The organism is Sulfitobacter sp. THAF37, assembly GCF_009363555.1.
GTDB lineage: Bacteria > Pseudomonadota > Alphaproteobacteria > Rhodobacterales > Rhodobacteraceae > Sulfitobacter.
Genome location: NZ_CP045378.1, coordinates 60,009 through 83,443, shown reverse-complemented (window position 1 = coordinate 83,443; position 23,435 = coordinate 60,009). Strand labels below are relative to the sequence as shown.

The 23,435-nt window shown below is 59.8% G+C and carries 20 protein-coding genes; 2 read left to right on the top strand and 18 right to left on the bottom strand.

The annotated features are described in order from the left end of the window. Positions 1-192: 192 nt before the first annotated feature. The 18 genes from FIU94_RS20710 to FIU94_RS20625 all read right to left on the bottom strand — a co-directional run bounded on the left by FIU94_RS20710 (position 193) and on the right by FIU94_RS20625 (position 19,667). Positions 193-1,104: a DUF2493 domain-containing protein gene (locus FIU94_RS20710; protein ID WP_009827041.1), complete on the bottom strand. Its 912-nt coding sequence runs from the start codon at positions 1,102-1,104 to the stop codon at positions 193-195. 312 nt (positions 1,105-1,416) lie between these two features. Beyond that, the gene (locus FIU94_RS20705) at positions 1,417-2,463 is read right to left on the bottom strand and encodes a toprim domain-containing protein (protein ID WP_009827040.1); all 1,047 of its coding nucleotides are present in this window, start codon (positions 2,461-2,463) and stop codon (positions 1,417-1,419) included. Further along, positions 2,460-6,857: a strawberry notch-like NTP hydrolase domain-containing protein gene (locus tag FIU94_RS20700; protein WP_009827039.1), complete on the bottom strand. Its 4,398-nt coding sequence runs from the start codon at positions 6,855-6,857 to the stop codon at positions 2,460-2,462. The genes FIU94_RS20705 and FIU94_RS20700 overlap by 4 nt, the downstream gene beginning before the upstream one ends. Before the next feature lie 126 nt (positions 6,858-6,983). Continuing rightward, positions 6,984-7,283 (bottom strand): type II toxin-antitoxin system RelE/ParE family toxin, encoded by a 300-nt coding sequence (locus FIU94_RS20695; RefSeq protein ID WP_009827038.1) that lies wholly within the window; start codon positions 7,281-7,283, stop codon positions 6,984-6,986. Then, positions 7,276-7,527: a type II toxin-antitoxin system ParD family antitoxin gene (locus FIU94_RS20690; RefSeq protein ID WP_009827037.1), complete on the bottom strand. Its 252-nt coding sequence runs from the start codon at positions 7,525-7,527 to the stop codon at positions 7,276-7,278. The genes FIU94_RS20695 and FIU94_RS20690 overlap by 8 nt, the downstream gene beginning before the upstream one ends. A gap of 50 nt (positions 7,528-7,577) precedes the next feature. After that, the gene (locus FIU94_RS20685) at positions 7,578-8,222 is read right to left on the bottom strand and encodes a hypothetical protein (protein ID WP_009827036.1); all 645 of its coding nucleotides are present in this window, start codon (positions 8,220-8,222) and stop codon (positions 7,578-7,580) included. A gap of 105 nt (positions 8,223-8,327) precedes the next feature. Continuing rightward, complete coding sequence (locus tag FIU94_RS20680) at positions 8,328-8,804, bottom strand: hypothetical protein (protein WP_009827035.1); 477 nt, start codon at positions 8,802-8,804, stop codon at positions 8,328-8,330. A gap of 1 nt (position 8,805) precedes the next feature. Beyond that, positions 8,806-9,189, bottom strand: coding sequence for a DUF6878 family protein (locus tag FIU94_RS20675; RefSeq protein WP_009827034.1), 384 nt, complete (start codon positions 9,187-9,189; stop codon positions 8,806-8,808). Between the two features lie 78 nt (positions 9,190-9,267). Continuing rightward, positions 9,268-9,564, bottom strand: a complete 297-nt coding sequence (locus tag FIU94_RS20670; RefSeq protein WP_009827033.1) for a hypothetical protein — start codon at positions 9,562-9,564, stop codon at positions 9,268-9,270. Positions 9,565-9,680: 116 nt separating this feature from the next. Then, on the bottom strand, positions 9,681-10,061 hold the full coding sequence (locus FIU94_RS20665) for a DUF3768 domain-containing protein (protein ID WP_009827032.1): 381 nt from the start codon (positions 10,059-10,061) through the stop codon (positions 9,681-9,683). Between the two features lie 126 nt (positions 10,062-10,187). Continuing rightward, entirely contained in the window at positions 10,188-12,359 is a 2,172-nt protein-coding gene (locus FIU94_RS20660) for a ParB/RepB/Spo0J family partition protein (RefSeq protein WP_009827031.1), read from the bottom strand. Between the two features lie 165 nt (positions 12,360-12,524). Then, a protein-coding gene (locus tag FIU94_RS20655) for an IS3 family transposase (RefSeq protein WP_197918801.1) occupies positions 12,525-13,651 on the bottom strand; the annotation gives its coding sequence in 2 pieces (ribosomal slippage) (positions 12,525-13,381 and positions 13,381-13,651; 1,128 coding nt in all). A gap of 204 nt (positions 13,652-13,855) precedes the next feature. Further along, positions 13,856-14,314 (bottom strand): thioesterase family protein, encoded by a 459-nt coding sequence (locus FIU94_RS20650; protein WP_007120589.1) that lies wholly within the window; start codon positions 14,312-14,314, stop codon positions 13,856-13,858. A 73-nt stretch (positions 14,315-14,387) separates the two neighbouring features. Next, on the bottom strand, positions 14,388-15,269 hold the full coding sequence (locus FIU94_RS20645) for an AraC family transcriptional regulator (RefSeq protein ID WP_232272173.1): 882 nt from the start codon (positions 15,267-15,269) through the stop codon (positions 14,388-14,390). Positions 15,270-15,321: 52 nt separating this feature from the next. Further along, entirely contained in the window at positions 15,322-16,524 is a 1,203-nt protein-coding gene (locus tag FIU94_RS20640) for a CaiB/BaiF CoA-transferase family protein (protein WP_007120591.1), read from the bottom strand. Then, positions 16,524-17,678: an iron-containing alcohol dehydrogenase gene (locus FIU94_RS20635; protein ID WP_007120592.1), complete on the bottom strand. Its 1,155-nt coding sequence runs from the start codon at positions 17,676-17,678 to the stop codon at positions 16,524-16,526. Before FIU94_RS20635 ends, FIU94_RS20640 begins: the two co-directional genes overlap by 1 nt. A gap of 18 nt (positions 17,679-17,696) precedes the next feature. Further along, entirely contained in the window at positions 17,697-18,857 is a 1,161-nt protein-coding gene (locus FIU94_RS20630) for an acyl-CoA dehydrogenase family protein (RefSeq protein ID WP_007120593.1), read from the bottom strand. Between the two features lie 15 nt (positions 18,858-18,872). Then, positions 18,873-19,667 (bottom strand): IclR family transcriptional regulator, encoded by a 795-nt coding sequence (locus FIU94_RS20625; protein ID WP_007120594.1) that lies wholly within the window; start codon positions 19,665-19,667, stop codon positions 18,873-18,875. Between the two features lie 171 nt (positions 19,668-19,838). Between FIU94_RS20625 and FIU94_RS20620 the strand changes: the two genes are divergently transcribed. Continuing rightward, a complete protein-coding gene (locus FIU94_RS20620) occupies positions 19,839-21,293 on the top strand; it encodes an NAD-dependent succinate-semialdehyde dehydrogenase (RefSeq protein WP_232272174.1) in 1,455 nt (484 codons plus the stop codon). Between the two features lie 8 nt (positions 21,294-21,301). Next, entirely contained in the window at positions 21,302-23,383 is a 2,082-nt protein-coding gene (locus FIU94_RS20615; protein ID WP_197918802.1) for an FAD-dependent oxidoreductase, read from the top strand. Positions 23,384-23,435: the final 52 nt, after the last annotated feature.

Sequence of the window (23,435 nt, the reverse complement as noted above, 5' to 3'; positions counted from 1 at the left end):
GTCTGCCCCGATCCGTGGGCGCGTTTTTTATGTGACCGCGCGTTATTTTTCGAGACTATTGCCCGACCAGCCAGATTCGTGCAAGCACTTTCTAGATATTGCGTCGTGCACCAAGTCCACCACAAGGGTAGCGTTCCATTACTCCGAGGCTGTGGTCGTGCGGGATCTCCTGCGCGGTGCGTGAACCGGGGCCTAAGCCCCGATCCTCTTGATGCGGATGCCGAGTTTGCGGGCCTTGTCGACGATATTCTCGGTGATGCCCGAACCGGGCGTGGCGATCAGACCCTGGGGCATGGTCTCGAGCATCTTGTCGTTGCGCTTGAAGGGGGCAGCCTTGCCATGGCTCTTCCAGTCGGGTTTGAACGCCACCTGCGTGACACCACGGGTATCTGCCCAGCGGGCAGCGATCATCTCGGCACCTTTTGGTGTGCCGCCGTGTAAAAGAATCATGTCTGGGTATTTCGCATGGGTGGCATCGAGGACGGACCAGATCAGGTCGTAGGCGTGATAGTCCCCGCCCGAGAAGGCGATCCGCGTGCCTTCGGGGCAGTGAACCTCGGTCTCCTTGCGCCGCTTGGCCGAGAGATAGGCCCGGCTGTCCACCACGGCGGAGGTGAGACCGCGATGCGAGACCTTGGATCCGGTGCGGGGCAGCCAGGGTGAACCGGTGGCGGCCGAGAAGTGGTCCACGGCCAGATCGCGCATCTGCTCGAAAGCGTCGCGATGGTCCCAGAGCTTCAGCCCGATCATCTGGAGGCGCTCGAGTTCGACCGAGGCGACCTCGGAGCCGTCCTGGATGGCCAGACTTTCCCGGACCTCGAATTCGTTGTCATCGAGGAGCTTCTGGATATGGGTGAGCCGGCGATGGAAGATCGAGGTCAGGGACCAGAGCATCTCTTCGAGATTGTCTTCCAACTGGCTTCCGGTGAGGAGGCCGATGGTGGTGTCAAAGAGCGTCGCCATGGCGAGTTCGACCTCGTCGGGCTGGGGCAGGGGGCGATGATCGGTCTCGCCGGGCCCGGGCGTTGCGACGTGAAGTGCGAGGTGGTCGAGGATGGCGGAGGTCACGCCGGTTTCCTCTTGGATGTCTGTCTGATGGGGCATTGTCTGGTTCCTCTGTTTGATCTGACCCGATTTGGATGGGGCGATAACAGGACCGGCGGCGACCGGGCCGCATCCGTCAGGATCGGAGCGCAGCGGAGAATGTGACCCGGACCGGAAAATTGTTCCCGCGAGGAATGGCCCGCCACGGTCATGTGGTGGGGCAGGGGAATTTTCCGGGTAGCGGGCGCATTGCTGCCCGGGCGAGGAGCACTCTGCTCCGACCCGCCGGTCCATCGCTCCCCTTGTCCAAACGGGATCAGATAGAACCGGCGAAACCTTTGCCCGGTCAGGCATCCCCGGGGAGGTTGGCGGTCACCCGTCCTCGATCTCCAGACCTTGTGCTTTCATGGCCTTTAGCAGAGAACGGCGCAGCGCATCTTTGCCAAATGCCCGCAGATCGTCGTTGAAATCGCCCATGTTTGGTACGAGATCACCACAGGTAATTCCAAGCGATTCCAGTTGGTTAAGCAATCTTATTGATGCGTCGCGTCCAGCTTCGTCATTGTCCCGCGCGATCCAGATACGCTTGATCCTCGGCGGCGGGATGAAGAGGCCGAGATGGGTGGCAGTGAGACAGGAGGCGAGATCGAACTCGGGGAGAGCCGTGCCGACCGAGAGGGTGTTCTCGAGACCTTCACCGACGATGAGATCGCTGCGCGCCTTGCCGGACCAGAAGCGGATGGCATGGCCGTGCAGCTGTCCGAGGATCCGCTTCGGGCTCTCGATCTCGGCCAAACCGCCGGTGGACGGGTCGAGAAAAACCCTTGCGCATCCGGTGATCTGGCCGCGATTGTCGGTGATCTTTGCCAGTAGGGCAGGGGCCCGTTCCAGCAGATCGGGGTCGTCCTCGCCCTGCCGCAGGAAGACACGCGCGTGATAGCGCAGGGCCGGGCCGAGCCGTGTGATCCCGCGCCCCTGCAGATAGGTGGCGGCCAAGGTGCCAAACACCGGCTTGCCAGCAGCGAAAAGTTTGCGCGCCCGCGCGATGCGTTTGCTGGAGGCTGCATCCGGGCGCTCAGCCCTTTGGGTGTCTCGAGGTACGGCAGGGCAGGGGGCTTCGCCGAGGAAGGATCGAGCCTCCCTCAGGGTCTCCTTGAGCGTGACAGACCCAAGCCGTTCATGCAGCAGGTCGATCAGGTCGCCATATTCACCCGTCGCGAAATCTTGCCAGGACCCGGCTTTACGACCAACCTGCGCCTGCAGACGGATGGCGAGGCTCTGGCCCTTTGCACCGGACGTGTCGCCGACCTGCCAATAATTACCCAGCTTGCGCCCCTCGGGGAAATACTGGCGGCAGAAACTCTCGGCATGGTCTGCCAGATCGGCCGAGAGGTCCGCGATACTGTGGCGCGCGCTCATGCGGCGGCCTCCGATGTGCCGGCGCCAACTGGATGCTCGGCAAGGACCCGTGTCAGCACCTCGATGCCGTCGACCGGAATGAACACCCGCGTCTTCCACTGGATCACTTCCGTGAAACAGCCCATTGCCTTCAGTCCGGGCAGGGCCGCGCCTGAAGCACCTATCAGCTCAAGCCTCGGCTGCCCCATGACCAGCGACCGGCGCAGCTGATAGCCGCCGAGGAGGTTCAGCGTCGTCCTGGCTTCCATCACGGCGGCGAGCACTTCCCGCGGCGTCATCTCGATCTGGCAATCGAGACCAAGGCGTGCAAAGACATTGAGAAGCTGCTCCTGGCTGACCAGTCGACCGATGGCGCGCTCCCCATCCTCGGTCTGAAGGCGGTAGATGCGCATGTTGTCAGCGGGAAGCCGATCCCAGATCGGCAGGAGAAGCCCGCAGATGAGCGTAATCTTTGAGGTGGTGAACTCCGGCACTGCCTCGACCTCGGCCTGCCAGAGCTGTTCGAATATCGCATCATCGATCTCTTCCCAGTGCGACTTCGAGAACTCGGTCAGCGCGAGGATTTCTGTGGCCATCGGACGCAGAAGCTTCACCCGCAGGATCGGCACGCCGTCCTCGTCCATGAAGGCCGGCGCATTCACCATCAGCGCCGCGCGTTTGGAGGAGGTGTTCCAGCACAGCGTCGCGCCGTCCGTATTTGCGCAGATCGATTTGATCCGGGGCAGGGTGAGCGGATCGTTGCGATCGGTACGCTCCACGGTCAGCGCAGTTGCCGTTGCGCCCGTAGCCCCGTGCTCGAAGATGACCTTGCGGTCGACGATTTCGAATTTCTCGGCCTTGAGCGTTTCGAGGCCGACATCGAGCGTGCCTGCCTGGCGCGCATCTTCGATGATGGCCGAGAGGAACCCGCCGAAGGCCTCGAAGATCGCGTCCTGCATGTCGATGCGGAGCGCGAGGCAACGATTCAGGAACTGCTGGATCGGCGGCAGGGTCTCTTTCATCGTGCCATCCGCTTCATCGAGCGTCAGCCCAGTCATCTCCTGGAATTTCGCATAGGAGCAGGCCTCGATCTTACCCGCACGCAGCTTGTAGAAGAACTGGCGCAGCGCAGCGCGTGCGTAGGGGCTCTCAAGGTTGTCCTCGGCACGGAACATGTTCTGACCGCCGGTCTCGCGCTGTCCCTTGGTGATGGCACCCAGCGTGTCGAGGCGGCGGGCGATGGTGGAGAGAAAGCGCTTCTCGCCCTTCACGTCTGTGGCGACGGGGCGAAAGAGTGGCGGCTGCGCCTGGTTCGTGCGGTTGGTCCTCCCGAGACCCTGAATCGCATTGTCGGCCTTCCAACCAGGCTCCAGGAGGTAATGCACCCGAAGGCGCTGGTTCTTGGCCCCGAGATCGGCGTGGTAGCTGCGCCCGGTGCCACCCGCATCGGAGAAGATCAGGATGCGTTTTGCATCGTCCATGAAGGCCTGGGTTTCGCCGAGGTTGGAGGAGGCGGGGCGGTTCTCGACCTTGAGCCGCCCCTCACGCGTCTTGACGATGCGCCGCTTGCGCCCCGTGACCTCAGCCACTGCATCGCCTCCGAAATGCCAGAGGATCTGGTCGAGCGCGCCCTGCACCGGGGCGAGGGCCCCAAGATGCTCGACAAGATCATCCCGCCGCCGCTCCGCCTCGCGGCAGATGATCGGGTTGCCATCGCAATCGAGGGCGGGGCGCGAGCGCAGATCGCCATTCTCGTCGGTGTAAGGCTCAAAAAGCTGCGTCGGGAAGCTGTGCATCAGGTAGTCCATGATGTTCTCCCTCGGCGTGAAATCGACCTGCAGATCGTCCCAGTCCGAGGAAGGGATCTCTTCAAGGCGGCGTTCCATCACCGCTTCGCTGGTCGAGACCACCTGAATCACGGCCGAGTGCCCTGCTGCAAGGTCCGCCTCGATGGCGCGGATCAGCGAGGGACATTTCATGGCGGTGATGAGATGGTTGAAGAAGCGCTGCTTGTTGCTCTCGAAGGCCGAACGCGCGGCGGATTTCGCTTGGGCGTTCAGCGTGCCGGTCTCAGAAGAAATACCCGAGGCCTGAAGCGCTGCCTCAAGGTTGTTGTGGATGATCTGGTAGGCATCGGCGTAGCTGTCGTATATGGCGACTTGAGCGGGGCTCAGCTCATGGACCAGCATCTCGTATTCGACCCCGGCATAGGAGAGGGACCGCGCCAGATAGAGCCCAAGCGCCTTCAGGTCGCGCGAGATCATCTCCATGGCGGCAATACCCCCGGCCTCCATCGCGGCGACGAACTCGGCCCGCGTCACGAAGGGGAAATCGCCGGTGCCCCAGAGACCGAGGCGCGAAGCATAGGCAAGATTGCCGACGACTGTGGCACCGGTCGCCGAGACATAGAGAACCCGTGCATCGGGCGCGGCGTTCTGCAGCGCGAGGCCAGCGAGGCCCTGCTGGGACGCCTTCTTGTCGCCGCGGTCGGACTTTTCTCCGGCAGCATTCGCCATGGCATGGCTTTCATCAAAAGCAATGACCCCGTCGAACCCATCGCTGAGCCAGGACGTGACCTGATCGAGGCGGGAGGCTTTGCCCTCACGTTCAGCCGAGCGCAGCGTGGCGTAGGTGACGAAGAGGATGCCCTCGGGCAGGCGGATGTCGCTGCCCTGGCGGAACTTCGAGAGCGGCACGATATCGCTTTCGCGTCCCCCGAGCGCTATCCAGTCGCGACGCGCATCTTCGATGAGCTTGTCGCTCTTCGAGACCCAGACCGCCCGTCGGCGCCCTTTGAGCCAATTATCGAGGATGATACCGGCAACCTGTCGCCCTTTACCGCATCCCGTGCCATCACCCAGAAACCAGCCCTTGCGCAGGCGAAACGCGCCTTCGTCGCCCTCGGCCGCCGCCATCAACTGGCCTTCGATCTCGCCGCGCTTGAACCAGCCCTTGAGATGCGTCTCATGCGCGTTGCCCGCATAGATGACACTTTCCAGCTGCGGCGCAGAAAGAAGGCCGTCCTGAACGAGGTTCTTCGGCAGGATGGGACGATAGGTCGGCACGGGCGGCGGCACCGAGGCCATGGCGGTGGATTGCACCAGCGCGGTCGGATGTTCCGCCGCGCCATCGATCCTGATCGCCTGAAGGTCATAGGCCTCGTAGACCGTGTCCTGCAGCGTGCCGTCGGGTTGGCTCCAAGCCTTCGGCAGGTAGTCGATCGGGGCCGTCGTGATATCGTCAAACGGGTGCCTTGCGCGTTCTTCGGCGAGGGCACGGGTTTCCTTGCGCGCGGCATTGCGCAGGGCCTGCAGGTTGGTGCGGGTCGAAGCGGTCGGAGCCGACAGGGCCGTACTGGTGGGGCAGGGCGAGGGGCTGTGGCGCTGCGGGCAGTGGGTGAGCACTGCGTTGAGAAGGTCGGCGGTGGTCGCGCAGATCGGATGGTAGACGGCCTCGCTTTCGACCGATGCGATCTCATCAGCGCCAGTCGCACGCTTGTCGATCACCGTCAGCCGTGTGTCGATCGTGGTGCCATGCCGCGCAAAGACCTTGCCGTCGATAGCGGCGGAAAATACCACATCGGCGCTTTGTGCGATCCGCTGAAACGTCGACTGAAAGGATTTCGTCGAGGGGCGGAAGCTCTCGCCGGTGATGACGACAAGCCGCCCACCCGGCGCGAGACGCGCTAGGGCGGACAGGACATGTTGGCTGGTGGCCTGCCGGAACCGGCCGTCGACATGGTTGGCCGCAGAAAACGGTGGGTTCATCACGATGACCGAGGGCGTGATCGACCGATCCAGCCGGTCATCGATCGAGGCGGCATCGTGATCCGAGACGACTGCACCGGGGAACAGATGTCCCAGCAGGGCGCGGCGGGTCTCGGCAAGCTCATTCAGCGCCAGGCGAGCGCCTGCAATCTTTGCGAAAATCGCCAGCAGGCCGGTACCGGCCGAAGGCTCGAGCACCAGGTCGTCGTCCCGAAAGCCCGCCGCCTGCGCAACGATGGCCGCGAGGGGCAGAGGGGTCGAGAATTGTTGCAGGCGGACACTGTCTTCAGAGCGCCGCGTGTGGGAGGGGGCCAGACCGGCGAGACGCTCGATCATGGTGAGAAATGCCCGCGGCGCGGATACCTGGCGCTGCATCAGCGCACCGTAGCGCGAAAGCATCAGGATCTGGGCGACCTCTGCGGCTTCGTAAGCATCCTTCCAGATCCAGGAGCCGCTGGTGTCGCTGGCACCGAAGGCTTGCTCCATCGCAGTGCGAAGGGCGGCGGCGTCGATGGACCTGCCCGCCTCGAACAGGGGGACGAGGGCTTTCGCAACCTGCATCAGGTGTTGGGCGAAGCCCGGAGCCTCTGGCAGGGCAGGGGCGTCGGGCTCGGTTGCAAGTTGGACGGAATGGGGGTGAGCGTTCATCGGCAATCTCCGGGGTTTAGGGTTGGCCCCAAGCCCCGCGCGCACTCTCTCACCCGGGAGGGGTCACCCCTCCTGCCCTGCCTCTCGCTCTTTCATGGCAAAGCCCCGGTGCGAATTCGCCCGTTATCAGGACGACCGCAGATGCCTCGGCACGTCCATGGACTGATGCAAGACTCGGATCACGAAGATCCTGTCCGGGTCCACCTCGTAGAACACGAGGTGCCGGCCCGTGATCAGTTTACGCGCACCCTGCAAGAGATCGGAACAGTCAGACCCCATTTGCGGGTTGGCGATGAGACCCTTCAGGGCGCGATCGATATCATCGAGATAGCGGTCCGCCTGCGCCTCGCCCCACTGTCGGTCTGTCTCGACCCAGATATCGACGAGGTCGGATTTTGCCGCCTGAGAGTGATGAATGTCACGCATCAGAAGCGCCAGAGCGGCTCCGCGCGTCGCGCTTGATCTCATCCATGTCAAGCGGACCGGCGTCACCGGATTGTTTGCCCTCCATCAGCGCAACGCGAAGCCGCGCCCGCTGACCTTCCTGCTCCTCCATCAGGCGCAGAGAGGCGCGGATCAACTCGCTGGTTGACCCGTAACGCCCCTCTTTAAGCATCAGGGCGATGAATTCGTCCCAATGGGGGCCAAGTGTGACGCTTGTGCTTGCCATGCTCACCTCCGTAATACGCATGAATAAGATATATGAGTATTGCGGGCGTTTCAACTCGGGGGTGGGCTTGCGCCCTGTTCCGCAGCGGCGGGTCTTTGTACCTCTCGCAAAATCAGAGGATCTACAACCGCCCGCGCCTCGGACAGGCAGTCCAGATCATAGTGCTCGAAGAACCCCCAACAGGCGTCGATCTCTTCACCGTCACGCTCGACGACATAGCCATAAACCCGTCCGCCGAGGTAGGCATCGAAGGTGACGATCTCAGCGCGCAGAATGTCCTTGGCCTTTTCGCGCATCGCCTTGGTGACGCGCTTCGCGCCGAACTCCTTTCGAACCGTTTCGAGCGTTACGTATACAAAGCCAACTTGGCCGGAATCCCACGGACAATGGAACTCGATGGTGTTCATCGCGAGGCCGGAATGGTCGTAGAGGTACACGGGCAAGATGATTGCCTTGCGCTCGGCGCGCTCGCGGAGGCGATCCAGTGAAAGATCGCTCTGATCCGAGACGCCCGCAAGATCGCGCAGGAACGCCTCGGGGCAGTCGAACCGGTGGCTGTCCCCCAGCCGGTATCGGCGGTGCCAACAGATCAGCGCTCCGAGGTTGGACCACTCCCTTGGGTTCTCAGAATCGGGGTCGTGATAGATCTTGATGACGTGGCCTTGGTAGGCCTCCTCGTAGACAGGGTCTTGCATGTCGATATCCTTTCTTGAAACGCAATCGACCCGCCAAGCCGGTTGTGGCGCAGGCGGGTCGAAGTGGATGGGATCCGGTGGTTGGTGAGTTTTCTGGCCGGCGGATCAGGCAGCGGCGCGGTTTTGGCGATGCTGGATGTGCTCGACAGAGACCTTCAGCAGCCAGTCCTCAAAACCGAGAATGGTCTGGTGATTGGAGACCGCCTCGATCCAGACCGCACGCGGATCGCCAACAATCTGCGTAGGATCGTTGTCGATCCGGCCATTGGCCATCCACGGTTCCGGCTGAATGCGGACAAGCCAGTCCGCCAGCGACGGGATCCGTCCCTGGCAGTCCTCGCGCACATGCTGCTCACCGATCCAGCGGATCGGGACGACCCGGCCCGCGCTGTTGGTCAGGCTGCGGCCGAAGTGACGTTCGGCATCATAGATCCCGACTGTATGATGTTTTTGGGCTCTGTGAACAAAGAGACCTAGGTGCTCTTTGGATGAGTCAAACCAGTCATGCACGAACTGATAGTCATCTGGAACACCGCCGAATTTTCGGGCGGAGCTTTCGGCGTGGTGGAGGGGATGTGCCATGTCAGAGCCCCTCGTGTTCGGTGGTGTTGGTTTCGATATAGCGGTTCGAGTGGCTAACATCGATCTTGTCCGTCTCGAGCGCCCAGGTCAGCTCGCCATAACCGCCCTCGTTGTTCTCGAATCCGGGGCTCAGCGCATAGGCGAAATCCCAACCAAAATCTTCAACCCGGCGTCGCAACTCTTCTGTCAGCGTGATCGTGTCGGGTGTCACGACGACATCCTCGACATTGCCGGAATCGCCGTAGCCTTCATATTGCACCTCGATGCTGGTCACGCCGAAGGCACGCAGCTCGGAGAGAAGGGCAGCGCGAGTCTCGCCCCGCTCTTCGGATGCGCGTCTCTGGGATTCGAGCATCTGTGCGTAGAAATCAGTCGCTTGTGTCATGTCTTTTTGTCCTTTGGAATTGGGAGAGGGGAGGGCGACCGTTACGCGAGGCCGCCCCGGAGTTTCCTTTGGGGGGCTTCAGGCCGCAGCGTCGCCGCGGTTTTCAGCCGTCCGGTCAACCAGGTTGAAATACAGATTCTCGGTCGCGCGCTTGAACCCCGGCGGTTTGCGCGGGGCGAGGCAACGCACCGAAGCACTGCAACTCTCACCATGCTCCATTGCGAACTGCGTCACCTTGTCGATCAAATCGTCCATGCCCGCGGCCTGGACGCGCTTTTCGGGGTAGGTCGCCATCATATGGAACTGGGTAACAACGAAGGCGCCGTCACGATGCGCGGGATAGAGGGTGATCTGGTAATCGAGTGTCTTGGCCATCTCTGGTCTCCTGCAGCAGGCCGGACGCGATCATCGCGCCCCTTGAAACCCGCCAGCCCGAAAGGACCGCCCTTTATGCAAGGACGGCCCGGGGCGGCGATTGGGGGTGGAGGGCGTCAGTATTCCGACGGGAGAAGCAAGGTCAGCACGCGACGCGTCTGTTTCGGGTCGGAAGGCTCAGGCGAGCCGTACTGATAATCGACGTCGTACAAGTCGATCTTGAACCAAACCTTCGTGCCATTGAATTCGATGACCCCCATCTCGTGCAATCCCTGCGGGTCACTGTCGGCATTGAAGGCGTCGAACGCGGCAACGCGGCGTGTGAGTTCCAGTTGTGCGTCGGGTCCAAGCGCGGCGACGCCACATGTCATCACAAACTGTCCCTGCGGGGCATCGGCAACGGAAGGATTGCCGAGGATGGAATTGCGAAACGCGTCATTCTGCGCGGCGATGCGTGCGGCTTCCTGAACAGGATCGAGGTCGAGTCTGGTGGTCATAGGATGTCTCCGGGACGGGCCAGCCGATCCGATATCGGCTGTCGGCAACCCGTCAGCCGGAAAGAGCCGCCCTCGATGTGAGGGCGGCCCAAAGCTCATGTCGTGATCAGGTCGGTGTTCGCTTCGTCAGGCCGCATCTCCGCTAAGGAAGGCGGGCAAGGACGATGGTTCATTGCTCTCCGCCTCGGCCAGAGCGTCTGCGGCAGGCACGTCGCCTTCCTCCGCCTCGGGCGCATCGCCAATCATTTTGGCGTCGGCCTCCGCCGCACCGGCAAACACCATCCCGTCTGGCAGCCAGCGCGTTGTCTTTGCTGCCGTCGCCGCGTCGAAACCTTCCGTCTCGCCGGCCGTTTCCGCGAAAGCGCGCTCCATCGCGGCTGCGAGATCGCCCTTGCGTTCGCGATTGCGATCCTCGGCGTAATCATCGCCGATGAGCTTGCGCGCCGTGGCCACCGCATGCCCCTTGTTGACGCGACCCCAGTAGTTCTGGGCACTCGGGCGCCAGCAGGCCGCCACATCGACGTCGAGCCGCGCACCAATCTCCTCAATGATGTGGGAGGGGCGATTGTCAGAGGAGAGCTGCGGCTTGACCGCGAGACCCGTCGCCCAGGCGAAAAGCGCCTGCTTGTCCGCAATGGGCAGGGCCGACATCGCCCGGAAGTCATCGGGTTTCTCCAGCTTCATCCAGTCGGTGGCGAGGTCCTGCTCCAACGCCTCAAGCATCTTCTGAGCGACGGTGTCCGCATGCAGCACCTCGCGGTTTTGCGCCTGGAAGGGCCGGATGGAGATATCGAGCGCCTCGTTGTTGTAGGACCGCCCCAAAGCCTGCTCGCAGAGCGCGTAGAGCATCGCATCGAAAGCCACCTCGAAATCCGCCGCCAGATGCGCCCGCAGGATGTGCTGACGCGTGGCGCGCAGATCGTCGGCCAGGCTCGCCGAAATCCCGTCCGCCTTGCGCAACGTCGCGGCCGGGTCGGAGCTCGGCACCGGCGTGGAGGAGGTCGGCGGCGTCACCTGTGGGCGGGCAGGGGAGGGAGCGCCATCCGGATCTGCGGTGGTATCGTCCGGTTCGGGCGCAACAGGAATGTCCTCGGGCCGCACCAGGCCTTTCTCGACGCGCAACACCCCGTCATGGCCGATGGTCAGGACTACACCGGCGATAGCGCGATCTGCCTCGGCATAGGGTTGCCGTTCGCGCTGCATGGCTTCAATTTCGCGCAAACGCGGCTCGATGGCGTAGTATTCTTCGGTCTCCGCGTCGGTCCAGTCCTCCCCGTCGTTCTGCGCCGCCAATTCTTCCTCACGCGCGATGAGACGTTCCTCCTCGGCCAGCATGTCCGCATCCGGTTCGATGTCCTGCGGATAGACCCGCCCGAAACTGCGAAACGCGCCATAATCCACCGAAAGATGCACTTCGACCCATTTCCATATCCCTTCGAAGGGTTTGGCCGCAGCCTGCAGTTTCTCAATGGCGAGACGCTCCAAGAGGTCGGGGTTTTCCATATGAGCGGTTGCCCGGTCGTCGAAGAGATCCCGCAGCAGAACCCCGCCCGCCGCCTCATACGCCTCGATGCCGACAAATCGACCAATTGCCGAGTTCGCCGAATGTGCGGCCCCGGTCAGCTGACGTTTGATGCTCTGCGGATGGATGTGATAGCCGCCCTTCACGGCGTTCCAGACCGCGAGCTGGCGGTCATGGTCGTCGGTCAGCGTGAAAGCCATCACGCATTCGAGGGTCAGATCACCGGCACGAAACTGCTCGATGATTTCGGGTGCGACACGGGCGAGTTTGAGGCGACGGCGCACCAGGTCGACGGAGACGCCGAATTTGAGCGCAATCTCGTCTTCGCTGCGACCCTCGCCGATCATCTTGTCGAAGGCCTCGAACTGGTCTGCCGGATGCATCGCCGCGCGCTGGAGGTTTTCTGTGGCCGAGGTAAGGATGGCGTTGCGCTCGTCCTCGACAAGGCAGGGCACTGGATGATCAGCGGGGATCACACCGTCCTCGGCGAGTTGTTTCAGCGCCTTGAGGCGACGACCGCCTGCGTCGACGGCAAAACGTGTCTCGGAAAGTGCGTGAACCACCAGGTTCTGCTTGATTCCCGTCTCGCGGATGCTCGCAAGAATCTCGGCATCGTCGCTGGCGCTTGCGGCCACCTTGCGGACGTTGAGTGGGCTCGGCTCCAGCTTGTCGAGCGGGATCATCCGGATGTCGGCACCGCCGTCAGGCGCGGCCGATCCAACGGCTTCGGTCTTTTTTGAGGTGGTGGGATTCGGGCGGGTCGTGGTCTTGGCCATGGTCAGGGTCCTTGTCTCGCCGGACCCGGATGAGCCTCTCTCTATCCTTTCAAGCCCGGCACCCGGGCTTCCCTTTCTCTGGCTTTCACTGTGCGTTGACGTGTGAAGTGGTCCCATCTTTTCGGACAGGTTTGCAGCGTTTCTAAGGTGTATCGGGTTTAGGTTTCATGCTGCGTGTCGCTCTTCCAAGCCTGCCCAATATGCGTCGTCCGGCGTCTGCCGATCAAGCGCGGAATGGGGTCGGCTGGTGTTATAGAATGCCATCCAGCCCTTGATGACACGACGGGCCCGGAAGCCTTCATTGATTTCTTCGAGATAGATGGCCTCCTGCTTCAGGGATCGCCAGAGGCGTTCGATGAAGATGTTGTCGAGGTAACGCCCGCGCCCGTCCATCGAGATGCGCACGCCCGCCTCGGTCAGCGTCGTGATCCAGGCCGATCCGGTGAACTGCGATCCCTGATCTGTGTTCATGATCTCAGGCGGGCCGTACCTGGCGATGGCCTCGCTCAGTGCTTCGACGCAGAAGTCGGCGTGCATCGTGTTCGACAACCGCCAGCTCAGCACCTTGCGCGTCGCCCAGTCCATGATTGCCACCAGATAGAGGAAGCCATTTCTGACTGGCACAAAGGTGATATCGGCGCACCAGACCTGGTTCGGTCGGTCAATCACCATCTTCCTCAGCAGATACGGGAAGACCGGGTGCTGAGGATGCGGCTGGCTGGTTCGTGGGCGCTTGTAGACCGCTTCAAGACCCATCTTCGCCATCAATCGCCTGACGCGATGGCGGCCAACAACAATGCCTTCCCGGCGCAGATAGGCCGCGATCTGGCGCGACCCGAAGAATGGGTATTTGGTGAACACCCGGTCGATCTCTTTCATCATCGACAGCGTGTCGGCGTCGATCCCGGCGGGCGTGTAGTAGAACGCCGACCGGCTCAGGCTCACCAGCTTGCACTGCTGGCTGATGCTCAGCTTGGGGTGATCCCGGTTGATCATCGCGCGTTTCTTTCCAGGGCTCATCGCTTCAGCCCTTCCGACAAAAAATCGTTCTCGACCGCCAGCCTCCCGATCTTGGCGTGAAGTTCCTTTACTTCCGCCTCGGTCGGGCCGCTCTGCTTGCCACCCGAGAACACATCGGCCATGCCCTCGATGGCCTGCCGCTTCCATGTGCTGACCTGATTTGGGTGCAACTGATGCTTCGCCGCGATCTCCTGCACGGTCTTGTCGCCACGCAGCGCTTCCAACGCCACCTTGGCCTTAAACTGATCTGTAAAGTTCCGGCGCTTTGCCATGTTCGTATCCCTTCAAAGGTTCGGGAAACACCTTAGCTGACTGTCCGGTTTCCTGGGACCACTTCAGACCTCATCCGCTGACCTTCGTCTCTGGCCGCGGCTTTTCAAAATGCCATTCTTGAAGGCCAGATAGAAATTTGCACTCGGTCACACGCAAACGGGGCGAAAAACCTCTTTGATTACAGGCGGCAACCTCAAAGGTTGCTAGCTCACTGTTTGATTTTCCGAACCCACTTCCGCGAGCAAAATCTGCCGAATTGAGCTTTCAATTTTGACTTTTCCAAATGTTGAAGCATCTCGGAAAACTGACTTCGTTTCGCATTCGAAGCAAATCAAGTCATGCTGACGGCCGACAACTTTTAGACCAACTGAACTTTCCCCGACATGGACCACATAGACCTCGCATGCTAGGTTCGCGCCTGCTTTCACCGGCGCATGGAATTGTAGGTCCATAGAGACAAAAGGCATGGCCGTGTTTCTTTCCGTGAGTAGAAAAAGCCAGCCCCGGCCTGAAAGCAAATCGTCCCAGAAAGTCTCGATCGCTTCCAGCGCGAAATTCGTGATCCGGCCAGTAAAGGCGATTCCCAGCTGGTCACAGTCGCCAAAGAAAATCCTGCGTTCGAAGGCAAATCGTGGTTTAAATTCTGTTTCTGGTACATTCATTGCAGCGTTACGGGCTCAACATTTCTTTGTCTCTGGTGCGTGACAGCGATAGGAAGGAATAGTTTTCCGGTAATTATGCCATGCGCCGGAATTCGGCGGGGGTCGCGCCTGTCATTTTTCGAAAAGTTCGACTAAAATGACTCTGATCTGCAAAACCGCAGTCAAGCGCGACCACTTTCAGGGGGGCATTACCCTTTCTCAGCATCTCCTGGGCCTTCGATATTCGCTTGCGCAAAACATATGCATACGGTGCCAACCCAAACTCCGCCTTGAACTGACGCGAAAAGTGAAACTGGCTGAAACCGATAGATGCGGCCATGTCTTCCAGACTGAGGTTTTCACCTAAGCAGCTTTCAACGAGATCGATGATTCTCTGCCTTTGAGCAGGGCTGAAGTTCGAGTTTGCGTCGCTGGTCAAAGAGACCTTGGCGTACTGACGCAGAAGGTGAACGGCGATCTGGATGCGCAGGGCGTCGATGATCAATCTCTGGCCGATTCCACCGTTCTTTAGCTCATTCTCTAGCAATTGGATGCAGTTCAGGATACAGGGGTCCTTCGCAGACAGACAATCATTGATCTCAATGGACTTCGGGTCACGATCAAAGACCGAAAGGGCCGTGTTTTCGAGTTCACTGTGACTGAGATAGACGTGTCTAACCGTGATAGGCTCGGACCAACTCCAAGTGGATTCCTCTGCACGCGTGAGCAAGGAAATCCTACCTTTCTCTACGCGCGCGCTTTGCCATGGGCCGCCACTCGTGCGGCGCATAGTGGTTGGCGCGCCATCATATGCAACAATCATATAGTCGCGCATGGGGGGAATTGCCGCGTCTTGTCGCTCATAACGATAGCCCTTCAGGGTAATGCCGTTCCAGTTGCACCCGGAACTGTCCAACGTAGTCGTGCCGGGAATCCATTCGGGTATCCGGTCCGGTGATATGAGCAGTCTTTCCATCTTGGCCTCCCTGAACTTTTTCACGATCGTCCGCTTGAGCTGAAATTTCGGCTTAGGTCGTCTCGCGCATCCGCGGTTCTTCTCGAACGATATTCGCTTGAGTCAATCTATCGATTTCAGCTTCTGTCAGTCCAGCCTCGCTAAGCAACTCCCTACTATGCTGCCCGAAGCGAGGCGGTGCCGCGCGAACCGCTCCGGGGGTACGCGACAAGCGTGCTGGCACGCCGGTGCCGCGGTAGGTGCCAACTGATACCACCATGCCGCGATGTCGGGTGTGTGGATGCTCCAACGCTTCATTCACATTCCGAACGACTCCGGCGGGAATCCCAGCTTTCAAAAGCACCGGCTCAAGTTTGAAGGCGTCATGTTGCACCAGGCACTCTGACAAGACCTCTGTCATCTCTGACCGATGCGCAAGACGCGCGGCATTGTCGGCAAATCGTGGATCGCAGGGCACCTCAGGTAGGCCAAGCACGTCACAGAGTTTTGCGAACTGACCATTGTTACCGATAGCCAGATAGAGTTTGCCATTACTTGTTTCGAACATGTCGTATGGTACGATATTTGGATGCCCATTGCCGGTCGCCATTGGTATCTGTCCGGACATGAGGGAATTAGCCGCTTGGGGATGCATCATGCTGATCGCGCAATCATATAGCGGCACTTCGATGGCTTGGCCCAATCCGGACCGGCCCCGTTCCAAAAGTGCGGCGAGAATAGCGTTACAGGCGATCAGACCGGTGCCGATGTCCACGATGGGCGTACCCATGCGTGTCGGGCCTTCGGAGGGATTGCCGTTGATGCTCATGAGGCCCGTCATAGCTTGTACCACGGCGTCATAGCCGGGAAAACCGCCAAGTGGGCCATCGGAACCAAATCCAGTCACATGGCAGAGTACCAGTCTAGGAAAACGTGCCCTGAGAACATCAGCATAACCAAGCCCCCATTTTTCAAGAGTACCAGACTTAAAATTGTGAACTAAAACATCCGCATCCTGAAGAAACCGCAAAATCAGGTCGCGCCCTTCCGGTTGCTGCAGATCGATAGCGATGGACCGCTTGTTGCGGTTGGCGCCAGAGAAATAAGCGCTGAGTTCATCATTGAAAGGCGGGCCCCAACTGCGGGTCTCGTCGCCCAGAGGCGGCTCCACCTTGATGACCTCAGCGCCATGATCCGCAAGCATTTGGGTGCAGTAAGGCCCGCCCAGCACGCGGCTGAGGTCGACCACCTTGATCCCGTCCAATGAGCCAGCCATCAAAGCGCCTCCTGATAGAGGCGCGACACATCTTCGGCTGTCATGTCGCGCGGGTTGGTCTCCAGCAATCGCGTGATACCGGTCACGACCTCATTAGCCATTCCGGGAATGGCTGCCTCGGTCACTCCGACACCAGAAAGTCGAGACTCAAGTCCGCTTTCGACTAGCATCCGTTCCATCTCGTCGATCAGGCCATGGGCCGCAGCCGCATCAGAGTTGAAAGGCCGCGAGGGCAGTAGTAACCGCGATAGACGAGCATATTCAGCTTCTGCAACGGGCATGTTGAACCTCATCACTGGTCCTGCGACCAGAGCGTTTGCGTGCCCGTGAGGAACCTTGAAACCTGTTCCAAGTGGGTATGACAAGGCATGAATCGCCCCCACGCTGGCATTAATGAAGGCCATCCCAGCCAGTGTCGCCCCCAACAGCATGGCCTCTCGCGCTGACAGGTCCGAAGGCGTTTCCATGACGATTGGTAAGTTCTGACCGAGAAGCACCAGCGCTTTGTCCGCCATTCCATCGGAAATGGGATTCTTTCTGGTGCGACTGGTTACTGCCTCAATGGCGTGAACCATTGCGTCTAACGCCGTGGCCGCTGTGATGTGACGAGGCATTCCCAATGTTAGCTTTGCATCTAGCAAGGCAACGTCAGGCAGAAGCTGCGGTGCATATACCGCTTTTTTTTCGTGGCTTTCCGAAGTCAGCACGGACACCCATGTTACCTCTGATCCGGTCCCTGCCGTGGTTGGCACCTGGATCAGTGGCAAGCGTTTATCGGTGACCTGATTAATCCCGATCATGTCCGTAATCGGTTGATCGTTGGCTACCGCCGCTGCGATGACCTTGGCAGTGTCCAGTGAACTGCCGCCGCCAAGTCCGATGATTCCGTCAGCACCAAAGGCCCGCGCGACCTCTACCGCGGCCTCGACGACAGCGATCGGGGGGTCCGCTTCGACTTTATGAAAAATCTCAACCTCGATGCCAGCAGCCCTAAGTGAGGCGGCTGCCTCGTCCGCAAAACCACAGGCCAATATGCCCGGGTCCGTCACGACCAGCGCACGGGTGCAAGACAAATCTTGCATCAGGCTGCCGATCCGGCCAAGCCCACCGCTCTCGCAGACGATCCTCGGGGTGGAAAGGAAATTGAAGTCCATAGTTTGTCTTCGCTCCTGTTAAGCTGCTGCAGTGCGGATCATATTCCGCGCGATCAGTATTTGCTGAATCTGGGTTGTCCCCTCGTAGATGCGGAAGAGACGCACATCGCGATAGAAGCGCTCGACCGCATATTCGGCCATGTATCCTGCACCGCCGTGGATTTGCACTGCGCGATCGGCCACTCGACCTACCATCTCACTGGCAAACATCTTGCAGCAGGCAGCATCAGTCGACACGTTCTGACCAGCGTCCTTGCGGCGTGCTGTTTCTTCGATCATGCAACGCGCTGCGAAGGCCTCGGCGCGACTGTCAGCCAGCATGGCTTGGATCAGTTGCTTTTCAGCGATGGGTTCACCGAATTGTTTGCGTTCCATCGCATAGGATAGGCTGTCACGGATCAGCCGTTCGGCGGCGCCCACACAGACGGCAGAAATATGCAGTCGGCCCCGGTCAAGGACTTTCATTGCTGTCTTAAAGCCCTTGTTCAGACGGTCCGGCCCGCCGATAATGTTCGCGGCAGGCACGCGGACATTGTCAAGGATGACGTCGCATGTGTGCGAGCCCTTCTGCCCCATCTTCCTGTCAGGCTGGCCAAGCGTTATGCCTGGCGTCCCTGCCTCGACGAGAAAGGCGCTTACGCCGGCAGAACCTTCCGCCTCTGGATTGGTCCGGGCAAAAACCGTGAATAGATCGGCACGCGGTGCATTGGTAATGTAGCGTTTCGTGCCGTTCAGAAGGAAATCGTTACCGTCACGCCGCGCCGTAGTGCGCAGACTGCCAGCATCCGACCCAGCATCTGGCTCGGTTAGGGCGAAGGATGCGATCATATCTCCGGACGCGAGAGCTGGTAGATACTGCGCCTTCTGCTCGTCGGTTCCATCGATGATGATTCCCTGAGAGCCGATCCCGTTGTTGGTGCCAACTAGCGACCGGAACGCAGGCGAAGCCTGGCCAAGAACGAAAGCGGCTTGCACTTCCTCTATCATCGACAAGCCGAGCCCGCCGAAATCTTCCGGGATCGACATGCCGAAAAGGCCCATCATGCGGATTTCATCGACCAGCATCGGCGGAATCACATCCTCGTCGGCGACGCGATCCTCGTAAGGGATTAGTCGCTCTTTCACGAAGCGGTCGAGCGCGTCGAGAAACTGGGAAAGGGTATCTTTATCAAGGGCCATGATGCTCTCTATTGTTCAGGGTGCGACCGCCGCAACGCGGCGGACAAGATCGACAAGGCGGTGCGCGACGTCGCTTTCGATCCAGTCGCGCGTAAGGGTTTGCGAAGGGCCACCGCAGTTGAAGGCAATAATGGGTGAGCCGTCCTTCGGCACGAAGGGCACCGCTACAGCGTTCACATCACGTTTCCACTCCGTGAAGGACGTGCAGTAACCGTGCTGTTGGTAGTCTGCGATAGCTGCTTCGATTCCGGGCTGCACATTCGGCCAGTTGTCGCCTTCATGTTCCTCCACAAGGGCCAGAATTCTGGCCCGCTCATCCGGGTCGTGCGCCGCTATGCAGGCGCGACCAACCGCGGTCGTGGCCAGTTTAATATGGGCACCAACCTCGATCGCCAGCGTGACGGCATTAGTGCCCTTGCACCGCTCCAGATAGACCATCGATAGCCGGTCACGACTGGCCATGGCCACCGGCATGCCTGTGTAATCAGCCAGCTCCTGCATAAAGGGCTTCGCCAGTTGCCGCAGCGGAATCCCTGCAAGGCAGGAGAAACCCAACGAAAGCACTGGAGGGGCCAGTCGATAACGTGCTGTATCCGGGTCGTAGCTGAGGTATTCCAGCTTGTTCAGTGTATAGGCCAGCCGGGAGACCGTCGATCTGCTCAGGCCAGTGCGCTCGGCCAACTCACCGTTCCCCAGAGCCTCCCCTTCCCGCCGAAAGGCCCGCAACAGCTCCAAGCCGCGCGCCAACGCCGTGACAAAATCGCGATCCTGTTTCTCGGCATCCTTGGTGCGGTCTTTCCTTGGTCTCACGATATCCCTCCTCGGAAAGAATTATGCGTCTTGAAACACACCTAAACGATCGATAACGTCCGAGTCAATACTGCGGTAAACTTTCCCGCTATGCGGAAAATTAAGGTCGTCCACCTAGTCCCATTCGTGCCGGATCCTGCGGATGACACAACTAAGCGAGGGCATAATGCCATGAAAGAAATGAATTATCCGACCATCCAGCACCTCATCGGACGAGACTGGATCGCTTCTCCCACGCCAGAGGATCGTGCAGTCATAAACCCTGCAAACGGGCAAACTATCGGACAGATTCCGCAGGCTAGCGCCGCAGATCTAGACCATGCGGTTCACTCGGCCGAATCAGCTTTTCGCCGATGGAAAAACAGCTCTCCCATGGAACGAAGTGCGATTTTGCGGCGGTTTGCCGACCTGCTGCGCCAAAATGACAGACTGATCGCTGGCTGGATCACTCTCGATGAAGGCAAGCCGCTGGCTGAGGCTTTGGCTGAGGTCCGCGCCTCGGCTGACCACGTTGACTGGCACGCCGAGGAATGTCGGCGCATTTATGGGCGCATCATTCCATCACGCAGCCCGCGGGTACAGCAGCTTGTCGTGCGCGAACCGATAGGCGTCTGCCTTGCCATCACGCCTTGGAATTTTCCGCTGAGCCAAGCGGTACGCAAGGTCGCGGCGGCGCTTGCGTCAGGTTGCACGATGATCTTAAAAGCCCCGGCAGAGGCTCCGGCGGGTTGCATGGCAATTGCTCGCTATCTGCTGGATGCAGGATTGCCCGAAGGCTGTCTGAACCTTGTCTGGGGTAATGCGGCCTTCATTTCGGAAACTCTAATTGCGCGCCCCGAGGTGCGCAAAATCACCTTCACCGGTTCGGTCGAGGTGGGCAAGCATCTGGCAGAATTGGCTGGCCGCCATATGAAGCGGGCGACGATGGAGCTCGGCGGTCACGCGCCCGTATTGGTGTTCGACGACACCGATGCCACGGCCGCGGCGCGCGCCTTGGCGGTCAACAAGCTGCGCAATGCAGGCCAGGTGTGCATCGCCCCAACCCGGTTTTACGTACAACAAGGCATCTACGATCGATTTCTGTCCGAACTAGTTTCAGCATTTGAGAGCGTAAAGGTGGGCGCTGGTTTAGCCGAAGGCACGCAGATGGGACCATTGTGTCATCGCGGACGCGTGAATGCGATGGAAAAGCTCGTCGAGGATGCCCGCGAAAACGGCGCACGGGTGTTGACGGGAGGCAAAAGGCTTGGAAATCATGGTAACTTCTATGCCCCGACAATCGTCGATACGCCCAACGACGACATTGACTTGATGCGCGAAGAACCCTTCGGCCCGATTGCTGTCGTCTCGTCTTTTCGTGACATAGAGGACGGACTGTCGCGGGCCAACGGGCTACCCTTCGGGCTGGCGTCCTATGTCTTTACCAATTCGTTAGAGCGTGCAGATAAAGCAGCTGCGGGTTTGCAGGCAGGTATGGTAAGCATCAACCAGTTCGGCCTCGCTCTGCCCGAGACTCCGTTTGGAGGCGTGAGAGACAGCGGCTATGGGACTGAAGGCGGGACGGAAACCTTCGAAGGCTATCTCATTACCAAATTTATCTCGCGCAATCGCGCGCCAGTGCTGTGAGGATGCCCATGCCTGTTGAATTAAGCTTCTCAAATGACGCAGCAATTCTGACCATAGACAATTCGCCGCTTAACCTAATCAACGCGGAGGTTCGGGCTGGAATACAACACTGTATCTTCAAAGTCCTCGAAACTGGGGCTACCAGGCTGATTATCACCGGCACAGGAACGACCTTCGTCGCGGGCGCGGATGCGAAGGAATTCGGTAAGTTGCCTGTTGATCCACAACTAAATGATGTGCTGATGCAACTTGCACACCTCCCGATTCCTACTATCGCAGCAATCAACGGGGCTGCGCTTGGTGGGGGACTAGAGATTGCTCTGGCTTGCTGCTATCGCATCGCCTCAACTTCTGCCAAACTGGGCTTGCCAGAGGTAAACTTGGGGATCGTGCCTGGCGCAGGGGGAACCCAAAGACTGCCGCGACTTATCGGTATTGAAGCTGCGCTTGACATGATTGTCACCGGGAAGGCTGTTTCCGCCGAGCAGGCACTGAAAATGGGACTGATCCAGCTGCTAGCCGATGACCCGCTTGGCGCGGCCATAGCTCTCGATGACGATGTACTTGAGGCGGCACAGGCACCCGACAATCTTCCTTCACCAAAGCCAAACCACGTCGCAGCGGAAGTCGCCCGAGCGCATGTAGCGCGGCGTATGCCTGGCCAGAATGCCCCGCAGGTTGCGGTGAACCTAGTCGCGACCAGTGCGACGACGCCGCTGCACGACGCACTAGCCAGCGAGCGCTCTGCGTTTTTGGACCTTCGTACCTCGGATCAGGCGCGGGCCCTTAGGCACGTTTTCTTCACCGAGCGTACCGCAACCAACAAGGGGCGCGCCTACCCCCGACCTTCCCGAGATGCTGAAACCGCCATCGTGGTCGGTGGTGGCAATATGGGCGCAGCTATTGCGTACACGCTGGCGACCGCAGGGATCTCGGTGACTGTCGTCGAACGTAGTGCCTCGTCCGCCGAGTGGGCCAGTAAAAACCTGCAAAAGCTGATTGATCAGGGTATCAGTCGCGGTATTCTGTCCGTCGATGCGGCAAAGACGGTTGAAGACCGGCTGGTTACGGTCTCAGGCTATGACGCTCTGCCACCAACCGATCTAGCAATCGAGGCGGCCTTCGAGGATTTTGCGGTTAAGACCGCGATCCTGACCGAACTCGAAGGCGCACTGCCACCCGAGACCATCATTGCCACAAACACATCCTATCTCGATGTAAATCGGCTCTCTGATGGGTTGAAACACCCGGCACGCTTTGTAGGGATGCATTTCTTCAGTCCTGCGCATATTATGAAACTTCTGGAAGTCGTCAGGAGCGACCGAACGTCAGACGGAACATTAGGTGCAGCACTTGTGCTGGCGCACAGGCTTGGTAAAATCCCGGTACTGTCTGGTGTTTGCGATGGCTTCATCGGAAACCGAATTTTGTCGAGCTACCGTCGCGCCGCTAATCGCCTTCTGGTGGAGGGGGCTAATGTCGACGAGATCGACGCGGCTATGCGCGGATTCGGTATGGCGATGGGTCCATATGCTGCACAGGACATGTCGGGGCTGGACATCGCCTACGCGAATATCCGTCGCAAGGCAGTTGCCGAAGGGAACTGCTGTGGTCACGTGCCCTTGGTCGAGCGGCTGGTCGAAAAGCACAAACGCCTAGGACGCAAATCGGGCGCCGGATGGTACGACTATGGGCCAGACGGCAAACCCTCACATTCGGAGCTGGTCGCTAGCGAAATACTCCGTGTCTCAGAAGAAATGAACTTCACTCGCCGCGAGTTCTCAGCTGACGAAATCGTAGAAAGGCTCTTGCTCACAATGGTGGCGGAAGCCTGCGATATCCTTGACGAAGGCGTAGCAGAAAAACCGCAAGACATCGACCTAGTAATGATTCACGGCTACGGATTTCCCCGCTGGCGGGGAGGCCTGATGCACCACGCCAAAAATATCGGCAAGGATCGGTTGACCGCGCTCTTCAGCGCGCATGTCAAAGAGGATCCTTGCGGCTGGAGGGTGCCTCGTTATTTAGAAAGAGTTTTCGCGACCGGGGAGGAACATGTCAGCATGTTTCCCACGATCACCGGCAGATAAGTTGTCTTTCTGTGGTAGAGGGAGTCTGTTTTGCAAATGGGGTGATGGCCGT